The following is a 12931-nucleotide window of genomic DNA, read 5'->3' on the forward strand; positions in this document are numbered from 1 at the left end:
ATGGGAGACGGAGAAGTCGGCGGATCCGGAATCGAAATAAGAGCCAATGTGAAGCTAACGGTGGATATAGATAAGATGCCCGTCGACAGTCCCACGGTCGAAAACGAGGAGGCCTTCTATCTTCTCTTCAGTGCGAAGACACTGGAAGAAGCAAGCCATGGAGCAGTTAAGAGAGCTATTGAATTCATCTCCGACTGGAAGTCTATTCCCAGAGAGAAGGCTTACATGCTTACGAGTGTCTGCTGTGATTTGATGATAAGTCAAGTGGTAAATCCTCTGGTAACCGTAAGGGTGAGAGTCCCAAAAGTGATTCTCTAGTGAGTACTCTGAACAGATTTGTGCTCTCTTTCAGAAAGCTTTTACCCTTTCTGGGAATCGCATTATTCAGTGTTTCGGTATTCGTTCTAGTCAGCGAGTTGAGACGATACACACTAAGCGACATCTTCGCAAAGGTCGGGGAGATTCCCGCTTCAAGGTTCGTTTTGGCTATCTTTTTGACCTTTCTTACTTATCTCAACCTCACCTTTTACGACCTGATCGCCTCCAGAAGAGCAGGAGCAAAATTGAAGATCAGCTCGACGGCTCTTGCTTCGTTCGTTGGATACACTTTCAGCAAGAATATCGGTTTCACGTTTCTTTCGGGCACAAGCGTCCGCTTCAGGTTATATGGGAAGTGGGGCATCTCAGGAGGGAAGATTCTCGCAATAATAATCCTCAACTATCTAACTTTTTGGCTTGGTTTCTTCGCTCTTTCAGGGATACTATTCACAGTATGGCCCCCGGTTCTTCAGAAAGCCGTAACGGTGCCCTTCGGATCGCTCAAGGTCATCGGAGTAGTCTGTGTCGGTTTGTATGTGCTTTACTTTCTTCTTGTGAGTCTCAGGCAGCGTCCGTTCAGAATCAAGGGTAGGAGCTTCACTCTTCCAGGAAGGTCTTTCACTCTAGTTCAGACCGGAATATCGGTTTTTGACTGGCTGCTATCTGCCGGCGTGCTATTCATGCTTCTACCCGCTGGAACCGGTTATTTCGAGGTGCTTGGCGTCTTCCTCCTTTCACAGTTCGCCGGCCTTTCGAGTCAGGTACCGGGTGGCTTGGGAGTCTTCGAAGCACTCACGATTGTCATTCTCTCCCCCGCCTATCAGGCAGATGCTCTGATGGCCACGCTCATTCTCTACAGGATAGTTTTTTACATCGCTCCTTTCTTGATAGCCTTGGTTGTCTTCGGAGTGAATGAGTTTCTCTTTACAGGTTTTAAAAAAACGGAGTGAGTAAGTTGCCTGCCGCTGATTTCTCTCATAGCATTTCCGAAAGCTTTTCGACGAGTTTCTCGATGGTAGAGTTCTTCTCCAGAAGACTCTCTCCATGTTCTAAAAGCGAGGCCGTGACGACTCTGCTAGATCTGTCGATGCAGACTTCTCCCTTTTCACAAGGAACGTGATCGATCGCAAGCCTTTCAACTACATTCACTCTCTCACTTGTGTTTCCGGAAGCCGTGATTACTAGGTTTTCGGCAATGCCCTTCAGAGATCTTTCGATCAGAAAGACCCCTTCTCCGATCGCGCCCATAGGCTTCTTCTTGATGAAACAGCCGGCAAGAAGTTTTTGTAGCCCGTTGTTCACTCTGAACTGATCCTCTTCGTCCACGAAGGTTGATAGATTCTTGAGTACACCATTTCCACCAGGAATGACAAGCAGGTCGAACTCATCTTCAGTGATTGTTTCTATATTTTTCGCCGGGCGGTTCAGAATTCTGGCCGATTCTATGAGCTGATTCCTCTTCTGATCAAGTTCTGCCGACTTCCTCGTGTGATGATTGAATACCTCGTATTGATCCTTGTCAAGGGAAACACAGATGATCTCTGCTCCCGCTCTTTCCAGAGCAAGAAAGGTCAGTATCGCTTCATCGATTGCCGTTCCGTCTTCTGCTCCGCATCCGGAGAGCACCACACCACTCTTCAAAACATCACCTCTATTCCTATGCCTGCAAGAAACTTTGACCAGTTTCAGCTGGAAAAACTCAATGGATTCTAGCATCTTTGTCACCGGTTACAAAACGATACGTGCTTGCTACCATTCTATTGACATTGGAGTGGGAATGTAGGATATTGGTATCGAAATATGCTTTTAGAAATGGGGTGTTTCTATCAGAATAGGATTGATTCATTATAGGGCCGGTTTGATGGACGGCGTCTCTCTGGAAATGGAGAAGTGGAAGAAAGTACTTACCGGAATGGGACATGAGGTGGATATTGTCGCCGGGAATGCTGCCCCGGGAGTAGATGTAATTATTCCCGAGATCGAGTACAACGACGAGGCAAATGAGAAGCTGAATTTGAAGCTCTACGGCCATGAACCGGCTACCGAAAGGGAGATTCGTGAGGAGCTTTCAATACGGACCTCTCAGATTCTCGGCAGTTTCAGATACGCTCTTTCTGGATACGATCTTGTGATTCCAAACAATATCTGGTCTCTCGGGTGGTCAATACCTTCGGGGTTGGCTTTGCACGACTTTGCTGAGGAGAGCGGAAAGTCCTTCATCTCCCACAATCACGATTTCTGGTGGGACCGCCCTTACTACAGAAGCCCATACGGAAGTGTCATGGAATTACTGAATAACAACTTCCCGCCGGATCTTGAGAACGTGAGGAACTTGGCAATAAACTCGATCTCCGCTTCAGACCTATTGGCAAGGAGAGGCATTCGGGCCACGGTCGTGCCGAATGTTATGGACTTTCGCTGTATGAGCTGGGTGTCGGAAGAGAACAATCGGAAATTTAGAAGCGCAGCCGGGATAGACGATGGAGACATCGTATTTCTACAGGCGACAAGGATAACAGAGAGAAAGGCGGTTGAGACAGCAATAAGGCTCACGGCCGAGTTTAGAAAGATTGCAGAGGGTTTTGTCGGAAAGAAGTTGTACAGCAATAAGGTTTTCACCGGAAGGACGGTTCTTGTCTTGACCGGGTTGACGGAGAAACAGTCTTTGAATTACAGAAATAAGCTGGATAGTCTCGCTTCAAGGTTGGGTGTTGAAGTAATCGATATCTCTTCTCTGACATCATCGATTCAGCAGTCATTCTTCGAATCGTATAGTATCGCAGATATCGTGGTATATCCAACCGTTTATGAAGGCTGGGGTAATCAGCTTTTAGAAGCCCTTTTCGCCAGAAAACCGATTGCCCTCTTTAGATACAGTGTCTTCAAGAGCGATATTCAGGACAGTGGAATCTCCTTTGTGGATCTAGGCGATCAGTACAGCTATATAGAAGGACTGGTTGAAGTTCCAGAACTCAATCTAAAGAGAGCGAGCGAGGATACGCTCGGACTTCTCTTCGATCCGGAGAGATACAGGGAAGTAACAGAAAGCAATTTCGAGCTAGGAAGCCGGAAATTCAGCTTTGAAACACTGAGCACGATTATTCGAGAACTTGTAGAGGAGCCACTCTGATCCAAGAGCCGGGTCTCTGATCAAACACGGAACTATTACCCACCGAAACAGGCTACTTTCTCGAGTTTGTATTCTGTCTTGCCAAGGCCGATCTTCTCAGCGTGTTCAAGTTGATAACTCCATGTGATACCGGGGTGGGCCCTTTCGAAAGGATCGTATCCCAGCTTTGCTACTACAAGATCTATGCATGCCTTGTCCAGTGCAACGGGATCTCTACTGGCGACTATTCCAATATCATCAACCACCGGGGGCCTGTTTATGTGCCAGCAATCGCAATCGGGTGATACATTGTTGATGAAGGAGATGTAAAGGGCCTTCTTACCCTTCGTAGCGGCGAGAGCGTATTCGGCGATCTTCTTGCTCAGCGATTCGGGGGTTCCTCCAGGTCCGGCCGTCATCGCGCCATAGTTGCACATAGCGATGCATTGACCGCAGCCAATGCAGAGCTCATAGTCAATTCTTGCGACTCTCTCAACGGTGATTGCTCCTGTTGGGCAGTTCCTTTCGCACATTCTGCAGGCCACACATCTTGACTCTCTAACAACGGGCTTAGATTCGGAGTGCTGTTCCATCTTTCCCGCTCTTGAGGCTGCTCCCATTCCGATATTCTTAAGAGCTCCCCCAAATCCCGTCTGTTCATGTCCTTTGAAATGACTTGCGACTACCAGGGAGTCAGCCAGAGCGATTGCCGATGCTATTTTCGCCTTCTTTATGTACTCGCCGTCAATCTCCACTTCAATCTCGTCTGAACCTCTCAAGCCATCTGCAATTACAACTGGAGCACCCACAGATTCCATCGTGAAGCCGTTCAGTGAAGCGGTTTTCATATGGTCTACAGCATTGGATCTGCTGCCCTTATAAAGGGTGTTGGCATCTGTCAAAAAAGGCACGGCTCCCAGTTCCTTGATCCGATCCGTTATAACCTTCAGAAAGTTTGGACGGATGTATGCGAGATTTCCGTACTCTCCAAAGTGGAGCTTAACGGCAACCAGCCTGTTCTTTTCCACCACTTCTTCAAGTTTCGCTCTCTTTAGAAGAGCCTCAACCTTTTTCAGGAGCCCCATCTGCGGAGTAGTATCGATATCCGTGAAATAGACTGTGCTCATATATCTCTCCTCCCTTATAGGAAAAACCTCTGTGGAAGCCCAAAACTTCGGGCCGGGTCCATGATCCCCTTCACTTTCCTCTATCCCGGGCTAACTATCCGACTAATCAATATAACATGACTGAAGCTACTCAAAGCAAAAACGATGCATCAAAAGAGGAGTTTGCAACTGAACTCAGGGAGGTGAAGAAGACCACCTCTGATTCTTCCGGCAATATCCAACCTGCATCTCCCTCCATATTAACTGCTCTAGAATAAACGTTGATCCAAAGCTCCGCGAACCCTGGAAGGTCGCTTTTATTTCCAACACGTTGAAAGCCGATCACTATCAAGGACGAAATGTTTCAACCTACATTCTCAATGGTATCATATCAATAATCGACCGCCTCTTTGGGGGGCTGGAGAAGCTGAAAAGACTAGAGGCCGGGAAGCAGCCATTCATAACCCGAATCTTTTTGAAAGCATCGGAAAGACTGATGCCTTTCAGCATAACCTTTCCATAGTTGGCAATTCTTGCGTTTCTTTCTATCACAGTTCTTTTCGGATTGAGGGTTACTTCATTGAGATTTGAAACAAATATCGACAATCTTGCCTCGGACTCCGAGGGAGTCATAAGGGAGAATGAACTGGCCGCCAGAGAGTTCTCTGTCTGGGAGCCGCTGTACCTTGCGCTTCTAAGAAACATGGATGATCCCGCCTCATGGCGGAAACTCTCCGAGACAATCTCGACCATAAGACAAATTCCAAATGTTTCGAGGGCTCTGAGCCCTCTTGATACAACCTATATCACTCTTCAGGGTCTGGCCATAAGGACAGTTCCGGTTACGACCAGGTTCCACTTACGGTCGAGGAAGTCAAGGCTTTCAGGAAGTTGCTCGAAAAGAGTTTTGATAGCTACTTCGCGGCAAGCTCAAAAGGCGACGCCGCCCTCGTGAAACTGTATGTACTAGGCGGACTGGGCAGCAGGGGAAAAACGGCTATTCAGGGAATTCAGAAGACACTCGATTCACAGTGTGGCGCGGACAGATTTAGATTGACGGGCGAACTATTTCTGGGTTATTCAGTTGACAACACTGTCATTGCAGATGTTCTCCTGCTGTTTCCGATAGCCATAGTCATTGCCTTTCTCGTGACTTTTCTCACTTTCAGGAGTGTTGCGGTGTTCTAACACCGGCAATCACAGTGCTCTCAAGTGTGACGGTGACTCTCGGACTAATGGCAGTGACGGATACTCCACTCACTATTGTGAGTGCAGTTCTTCCAATTCTTTTGATAGCCATGGGCTGCCCCGACAGTATTCACATATTCAGCTGGTACAGAGTGGAGATCTTGAGGGGCTCGGTAAAGAGGGAGGCGATAATGCAGACGATGAAATCAATGATTCTGCCGGTTGTGATGACCTCGCTAACCACAGCGGGGGGGTTGGTTCTCTCGCCTTCTCAAGCGTGATTCTAATGCATGAATTCGGTTATTTCAGCGTATTCGGGATTCTCTACGCTATGATATTCTCACTCTTAGCCGTCCTTGCGCTTATTAAAGTCTTGCCAACTACTAGGTTTGTGATTGCCACCTAAAGAGGACTCAAGGAGCCGCTCATAGAAAGGTTGCTCCACAGACTCTCTCTTTCAGTATCCAGACACAGAAAACCGGTGACATATCTGTCAATTCTGGCGGTAGTTGTGCGCGTTTGGAATTGCTAACTTGCAGTTCAAGTCGAATCTTTCGGAATATTTCAGGAAGGGGAACGAAGTCTCAAAGGAAGTAGAGGCCTTTGAGGAAAGGTATGGTGGCTGCTCCTTCCTCCTGAAAGTCGTTGATTCAAACCAGCCGGGCGGTGTACTGACACCGGCCTTCATAGATACTCTGAATGATCTGGAAAGTTCCCTGGAGGGCTTTAATATTCTCTCGAAGACCTCAACTTTTGCAAATCTGATTGAGAGCTTCTATTCTGGCCTGCCGACTCAAGTGCAACCGAACCTTCTTAGAGGTATGATTGCGGGGACCGTTATCAGGGCTCCGTTAGTCAAGACTCGTCAAGAGCAGCAATTCACACCTACATAAGAAATACCAACGCAAGAGACATCTCCCGAACTCTTGTCCGCGTTGAGAACGGCCTTAGGGAAATACTTCCAGCGGAATTCACCGTCACCCTTAAGTGCACACCCCCGTATTATTCAGCTTCACATGGAGAGTTTCTCCAGAAGCCAGGCGATCAGTCTCGCATTCTCGGTTCTGGTCGTATGGTCGCTTGTATCGCTCATGTTTTCTTCTCTCCTGGTGGGATCAATGGCCATGCTACCCTTTTCTTTGCCGTTACGTTCAGTCTGGGGACCATGGGTATTCTAGGGGGCTCGCTTGATGCGGCAACTGTTCTCGTGGCTAGCATTTCAGTGGGAGTCTGAATAGATTATGCGATCCACTTCATCGAAAGAGTAATATCAGATCTCAAGATGGGGCTGCGTCTTCAGGAGGTTTCTAGCAAAGCTTCAAGAACCGGGGGCCATGCGTTGCCGGTGAATGCGGCGACTCTGATTTCGGGATTGCAGTTCTCGCTTTTTCGAGATTTCTAACCTTTCGGTATTTGGTTTGCTAACGATTTTTAATATGGCGATCAGTTCTATGTCCACACTTGTAATAATACCGGCGATTCTTAGCTCTAGCAGACTTGAATCAAAGTTGACAGAGAAGCTTTCGAGAAAAACAAAGTGATACGTCCTCAGGTTACTTCGGCCAGCACTACGCCCAGAGTTTTCTATAGAGTTTCTTAAGCTCCAATATACAGTCTGCAATCGTTTTGTCGTCTCCGCTCTTTCCTGCTGTTTCAAGCTTGAATCCAACTTCAGACAGCTCTTCAACGCCGTACATTCTTCCGGAGCCCTTGAGGCTGTGTCCGTCTCTGGAGATGGAGTCGAAGTTTCTTCTTTCCAAAGCGTTCTGAATCTCGTCAATGGTTTTGTGGATGTGTTCCCCATATTCTTCGAACATCGCCGAGGCCTCTTCGAACGACAAGCCCATATCCTTAGCGAAGAGAGAGATGCTGTCTTGCGTATGCTTGGCCTTGTAAGATCTTGCCTGTTCTCCATCTCTCTTTTTGCCGGTCTTGCCATAGATGCCAAGATGATAGCGAACTACCTCGAGAAGATCAGACTGACTCACGGGCTTACCCAGGAAGCCGTCACAACCGGCTTCTATGGTTTTCTCCTCATCTCCCTGCATGGTATGGGCAGTCAGAGCTACTATAGGAATCTTGTAGCCCTCTTCTCTCAATACCTTTGTGGCTTCGTATCCATCCATGATCGGCATCTGCATATCCATCAGAACGAGATTGTACTTGTTGTTCCGTATCATCTCAACAGCATTTTTGCCATTGCTTGCCAGATCGACCGAATATCCTGCTTTCTCCAGCACTTCCTTTATCAACAACTGGTTGGCCTCGTTGTCTTCGGTCAGCAGAATCCTGTACTTCTCACTGCCTGCTTTCGGAGCGAGTTCGAAGTAGTTGCCTATACTTTTCATCAGCTCCTCTTCTCTTACCGGCTTCTGGATAACTTCATCTACTCTGTCGCCGAACTGGACTTCGTCTTTGGCAGCATCCGTGATTGCGATAATTGAAGCGTCGTAGATACCATCAAGGGCAGTAAGGGCCTCGCTAGCTTTTTTTGGAGTGTCTACGATCGCAAGTGATGCGCCGAGATCCTTAACCGCTCTGGAGAGATTTGTAAGGTTCTTGACGGGTTGATAATGAATGCCGTTTCTCGTTAGCATGGAGCCGACAATAATCAAGAAATCGTCATCGTCAGATGCGAGAATGACCTTTCCGGCCATAGGGATTTCGGCTCTCTCCTTTTGTTTTGGAGCTTCTTTAGAAACCTGCGAAGGTATTCTGACGGTCACTTTAGATCCTTCCCCAACCTTACTCTCGAATCTGATCGTTCCCCCCATGAGCTCAACTATCTTCTTGGTTATTGCAAGACCTAGACCCGTTCCACCAAACTTTCTGGACATGGTTCCGTCTGCCTGAATGAATGGCTCAAATATCTCTTCCAGCTCGTCCCTGGAGACCCCGAAGCCTGTATCCTGAACGGTATATATGAGATACTTTCCATCATAATCAAGCAGTATCGAGACGTATCCCTTCTCGGTAAACTTCAGTCCGTTGGAAATCAGATTGGTCAGGATTTGCCTCATCCTGAACTCGTCACCATCTACATACTCCGGGACTCTTTCCGTTACGCTGTTTGCAAAATGCAGACCCTTAGAATAGGCCATCGGCAGGTAAGTTTCAGTAAGCTCATTGACAAGTTTCGATGGGCTGTAAGGGGAGATCATGAGGTCGAAACGGGCCGCTTCAATTTTGGAGAGATCAAGCACATCGTTGATAAGGCTTAGAAGGTGTTCACCGCTTCTATAGATAGTCTTAAGGTATTTCATCTTTTCGAGGTTCGTCTCGTCGTTCATAAGAAGCTCGGCGAACCCAAGGATAGCGTTCATTGGAGTCCGCATCTCGTGTGACATGTTCGCCAAAAACTCCGATTTCATCTTACTTGCCTGCTGGGCCTCTTTAGATACTTTTCTCAGGAGCTCGTTGGAATTCTTCAATCTGTCCAGTGTCCTCTCTATGAAGACCATGGTGTTGTTGAGTTCAGAGGCTATCTCGCCAAGCTCGTCATTCGAATTGATTTTGACTCTGGAAAACGACCCCTTCTTTATCGACTCAAATCCCTTCAGCAATTCCGAAAGGGCTTTGGATATATGAGCGTTTAGCGAGAATGAAAGTACGAAGGAAAAACCGAAGACACCCAGGACAACGATGCTGATAATCGGAAGCAGTCTGTTTCTTAGCTTGACGAGGAGGCCCTGTGATTGCAGCACATAGATATCTGCGCCCCCAATTGAGACCTTGTCCACAATGAACAGAGAACCAGACGAGAAGAAAGAGAAAGTCGGTCTGGGTTCTCTGACAGTGAAAGGTGTCTCTTCCGACCACTTCTCCTCATCCAGAACAGTCCTCACATATAATCCTGAGTCCGAGAACTCTCTCGGAATAACAAAGTAATCGCCGATTAGCAGGAAGGCAATCCCATCCTGTCCGATAAACGACGAAAGACTCTCGATATCGTTGTTGTCGAAGATAATCCCTGCAAGGTACGGAACTTCATTGCTGACTACTGTAGAGAAGTACACGAGCTGCCTTTCAAGCATCTTAAATCCGTTTCCCGACCTTTCGATCTTATCAATCTCTTCGTCGGAAAGAGCCGACCTGTTAAGAATTATCTCTCTCTCATCACCGAGTTGAACGAGAATGTCATACCCACTTTCTAGGACATGCTCGAGAGCGTAACGATCGACAAAGAGTTTCAGATCTCTGCGCAGATCTATGAACCACTGAAAGACAGACTGTTTCTTTTCGGTTAGATAGCTCTTGTACTCATCGGTTGCTGTTTGGATGAAAGTGATCGCCAGCAACGTTACAAGCAAAGTTAGCACCGCAAGAACGAAGAGCAGGAACTGTAGTGAGATCTTTCTGCTAAGCTTTCTCATTTACTTTCTCCGCTCTATTCTCTGAATGCGATCGTCTAACTACATCATTAGTCAACGTTGAACTCCCATTTGAAGGTTGCTCTACTTCCGTTCAGAACAACCGAATAGTAAACTGACGTATCGAGATAACTCGAAAGAGCAACTACTAGTCTATTTGAATCTATCAGAATAAATGGATCATACCTTGCAGTTTGAACAAGAAACCCTTCCCCAATTACATAAAGATCTGCCCAAATCCCGTTCACAGGTTCGCCACGTTTGCATTTCCCTGTCACAGTAACATTTAGAAACGATACTTCCGAAGAGTTCTCCGGCAGCTCAAAAAACAAGAGCCCCACTAGATCATCGATCGGGATGCCCAGTTCCGAGACGGCTTCATAGGGAATTGCAGTAACGGTTGCGGAGCTGCCGCCTTCCATCTCAAAGCCCTTAGAATCCGCACTATGGCAGCTGCCCTTGAGGCTCTCAATCGTTTCGATATTCACAGCGAGACCAACCGCTACAAGAGCAATGAACAGAACCAAGAGAAGTCTCAAAACCTCACCTACCCTATCTCACTAAGGAAGAACTACCTTGGTGCCATTATAGTACGTGAAGGCTGGATATCGAAAAAACAGAAGCTCTCAAACCTGAGCATCGAAGTTGAGACCCGATTTGCTTTTCGGAATATTGCAGTTTCTTATTGCTAAAGCGCAAGGCTATTCTTTGGGGCCAATCAATGAATTGAGAAATCCAACAAGCTCTTCGATTCCCACTCCGCTTGCTTCCCTCTCAATAATCTCGGTGGGAGTAAGCGATAGCCCATAGTAATCCCTGTTTGTTTCGGTGTCCTGGCGTACAATCGAACCGCCCAGTGATACACCGGCGAAGATGCCGTTACTAACTGAATAAGAGTAAATGGCAGCTTCTAGTTTGTAATCAGTATCTGCAGAGAGGGTCTTGCCCGTAGGCCCGGCCGAAATCGAGGCGCTTCCGCCAAGGGTAACGTTATTGCTTAGAAAACCTTCAATGCCCTTCTCGTTCATAATGACAAGCACCAGACCGCTCTTTTGAACGCCGGCCTGAAATCCGTAGCTTATACCGTACAGCTTGAGAAACAACGGTCCATACCAGCGGCCATCTTCTCCTCTCTTGAGCAGAAAACCCTCTCCGAACTGCCCGCCGAATCCAAGCGCGGCTTTCACCATCTCAGGGTAAATCACTATTCCGCTAGACTTACTCATCAACTCAGCAAAAGATCCACTGTCTTCCGTTTCCGAAAGCTCTTGAAGAATACTTAGGGCACTTCGAATCCTTTCTTTGGGCAAGCTTGCTCCGAATGCCATTAAAGAAGCCATAAGAATCACCACCACGAAAAGCCTTTTCAAGTCAATCCCCTTCCGAAGTATCGAGTCTACTTCACTCTTAGAAAAACCTCCTGCCTTTCCTGACCGAAGGTTACGCTAGACAATCTAAACTCTCCTTTTGAAGATATTCTTGGAACATCGGCGTTGTTGACAACAACGTTCTGATACTGGAAGTACGGCAAGTCCTGAACTATTGGGAAGAAACTTCCCTTCGAGTCGGTCACGCCATATAGAAATCGCAAGGCATCGAGTACCTCTGATTTGATCACTGCAACCGTAACGTAGCCTCCCTTAACTTCACTTTGAGGGAAGTCCTTTGAGAAGATCTCTCTCCCTTCCCCGTCGTAAACGGCAATAGTAAGCTGAGGTTTTCCTGAAACGTCTAGCTTGACCTTTCTGAAATCGATCTCACTCTCCTCAATTCCCGAAAGAGCAAGAATCTCTTCCCGAGAAAGCGATATTTGCTCTTCGGGCTGGACTGTCTTCTCTCCGCAAGAGGATACAAGAAGCATCGTCAGTGAAGTTAAGATTAGAAAGGTGACAATAAGGCTTTTGCGTATATTTTTCTTCATACTACCTCCCTCATCTTATCAGAACAGTCAGTGATCAAAAAGTCGCAGACTTCCCTGACCTTGAGGAGCAAATTCTGATCGTTCAGCGTCCAGAGTGAAATTTTGGTTCCGCCTTCACGTACCTTCCGCAACATGGAGAGGCCCTTTTCCAGTCCCAAATATTCGAAGAGATCTTTATTGAGATTTACTGAGTAGGGCTTGTACTTCTTTATGACGCCCGCCAGATACTCTTCGCCGCCGACTTGGCGGATCTCTTTATCTATTATAGGTGCAATCATTGGATTGCCGAAGAACTCCTCGGTGAATGCAAGCAAACAATCATGATGAAAAGAGGAGAACATTGTTCTCTCAACCGCATCAAACCTCTTGATAATCTTTATTACTTGAGGGACGGCTTCAACGGCCTTGATTTCGACATCAATAAATGTCTCTTCGGGGAGCTCTTTGTAAACCGTTTCGAGAGTAGTTAGAGAATCAAATCCAATCAGGTCCATCTTGTCCAGTTCGTCCAGTGTCGTTTCAGATAGCTTGACATCCAATCCCATAGTTCTCTTGAGATCGGGATCGTGATTCAAGATCACTGCGCCGTCCTTCGTAAGCCTTACGTCGAGCTCAATGCCATGTGCGCCAAAGGACAGACCCTCCTCAAAAGACTTCAGCGTATTCTCGTATCTGCCCTTCCCCATACCCCTATGAGCTAAAACCAACATCAGAATCGCCTCCAAAAACGGCATATAGCGTTGCTGAATTCATTCTACTTTGTTAGCCCAACTCAGTCAAGGCATTCGAAGGCAAGAACACGCCAGTCTGCTGACGCAATCCAGTCAGGCTTCGCCTGGCCAGTCACACCTAAGGCGAGACTGGCCTTTGCGAAGCAAACACTGGCCACCAAAGGTGACTGGCTTCTCAAGAGCCGCTG

Annotated in this window: 13 protein-coding genes and 1 pseudogene; 6 read left to right on the forward strand and 8 right to left on the reverse strand. The window is 47.2% G+C overall.

The window, feature by feature from the left end:
• Positions 1-318 (forward strand): annotated as a pseudogene (locus B3N33_RS02075) (acetamidase/formamidase family protein); the annotation flags it as partial.
• Complete coding sequence (locus B3N33_RS02080; RefSeq protein ID WP_292590009.1) at positions 318-1268, forward strand: lysylphosphatidylglycerol synthase domain-containing protein; 951 nt, start codon at positions 318-320, stop codon at positions 1266-1268. The pseudogene B3N33_RS02075 and the gene B3N33_RS02080, both read left to right, overlap by 1 nt.
• A 25-nt stretch (positions 1269-1293) precedes the next feature.
• On the opposite strand, the gene B3N33_RS02085 is transcribed toward B3N33_RS02080, so the two are convergent.
• A complete protein-coding gene (locus B3N33_RS02085) occupies positions 1294-1959 on the reverse strand; it encodes a DJ-1/PfpI family protein (protein ID WP_292592036.1) in 666 nt (221 codons plus the stop codon).
• Positions 1960-2179: 220 nt separating this feature from the next.
• Here B3N33_RS02085 and B3N33_RS02090 point away from each other — a divergent pair, with 220 nt between their 5' ends.
• Positions 2180-3448, forward strand: a complete 1269-nt coding sequence (locus B3N33_RS02090; protein ID WP_292590011.1) for a glycosyltransferase family 4 protein — start codon at positions 2180-2182, stop codon at positions 3446-3448.
• 35 nt (positions 3449-3483) lie between these two features.
• Here B3N33_RS02090 and B3N33_RS02095 read toward each other — a convergent pair whose 3' ends face one another.
• Both B3N33_RS02095 and B3N33_RS02100 read right to left on the reverse strand, forming a co-directional pair.
• Positions 3484-4554: a DUF362 domain-containing protein gene (locus B3N33_RS02095; RefSeq protein ID WP_214061369.1), complete on the reverse strand. Its 1071-nt coding sequence runs from the start codon at positions 4552-4554 to the stop codon at positions 3484-3486.
• Between the two features lie 348 nt (positions 4555-4902).
• Complete coding sequence (locus B3N33_RS02100) at positions 4903-5238, reverse strand: hypothetical protein (RefSeq protein ID WP_214061370.1); 336 nt, start codon at positions 5236-5238, stop codon at positions 4903-4905.
• Between the two features lie 186 nt (positions 5239-5424).
• Between B3N33_RS02100 and B3N33_RS02105 the strand changes: the two genes are divergently transcribed.
• The 3 genes from B3N33_RS02105 (at position 5425) to B3N33_RS02115 (ending at position 6614) form a co-directional block, all read left to right on the forward strand.
• Entirely contained in the window at positions 5425-5721 is a 297-nt protein-coding gene (locus tag B3N33_RS02105; RefSeq protein WP_214061371.1) for a hypothetical protein, read from the forward strand.
• A gap of 8 nt (positions 5722-5729) precedes the next feature.
• Entirely contained in the window at positions 5730-6002 is a 273-nt protein-coding gene (locus tag B3N33_RS02110) for a hypothetical protein (protein ID WP_292590035.1), read from the forward strand.
• A gap of 228 nt (positions 6003-6230) precedes the next feature.
• Entirely contained in the window at positions 6231-6614 is a 384-nt protein-coding gene (locus tag B3N33_RS02115) for a hypothetical protein (RefSeq protein WP_292592038.1), read from the forward strand.
• A 675-nt stretch (positions 6615-7289) separates the two neighbouring features.
• Here B3N33_RS02115 and B3N33_RS02120 read toward each other — a convergent pair.
• From B3N33_RS02120 to B3N33_RS02140, 5 genes are all read right to left on the reverse strand, one after another.
• Positions 7290-10094 carry a hybrid sensor histidine kinase/response regulator gene (locus B3N33_RS02120; RefSeq protein WP_292590017.1) on the reverse strand — a complete coding sequence of 935 codons (2805 nt, stop codon included), beginning with the start codon at positions 10092-10094 and terminating at the stop codon, positions 7290-7292.
• Between the two features lie 47 nt (positions 10095-10141).
• Positions 10142-10630 (reverse strand): hypothetical protein, encoded by a 489-nt coding sequence (locus B3N33_RS02125; RefSeq protein ID WP_292590019.1) that lies wholly within the window; start codon positions 10628-10630, stop codon positions 10142-10144.
• Positions 10631-10792: 162 nt separating this feature from the next.
• Positions 10793-11461, reverse strand: a complete 669-nt coding sequence (locus tag B3N33_RS02130; RefSeq protein WP_292590021.1) for a lipid-binding SYLF domain-containing protein — start codon at positions 11459-11461, stop codon at positions 10793-10795.
• A gap of 26 nt (positions 11462-11487) precedes the next feature.
• Positions 11488-12012: a hypothetical protein gene (locus B3N33_RS02135; protein WP_103133766.1), complete on the reverse strand. Its 525-nt coding sequence runs from the start codon at positions 12010-12012 to the stop codon at positions 11488-11490.
• Entirely contained in the window at positions 12009-12722 is a 714-nt protein-coding gene (locus tag B3N33_RS02140) for a glycerophosphodiester phosphodiesterase family protein (protein WP_292590024.1), read from the reverse strand. The genes B3N33_RS02135 and B3N33_RS02140 overlap by 4 nt, the downstream gene beginning before the upstream one ends.
• Between the last annotated feature and the right edge of the window lie 209 nt (positions 12723-12931).

This window comes from Mesotoga sp. UBA5825, assembly GCF_002432955.1.
GTDB lineage: Bacteria > Thermotogota > Thermotogae > Petrotogales > Kosmotogaceae > Mesotoga.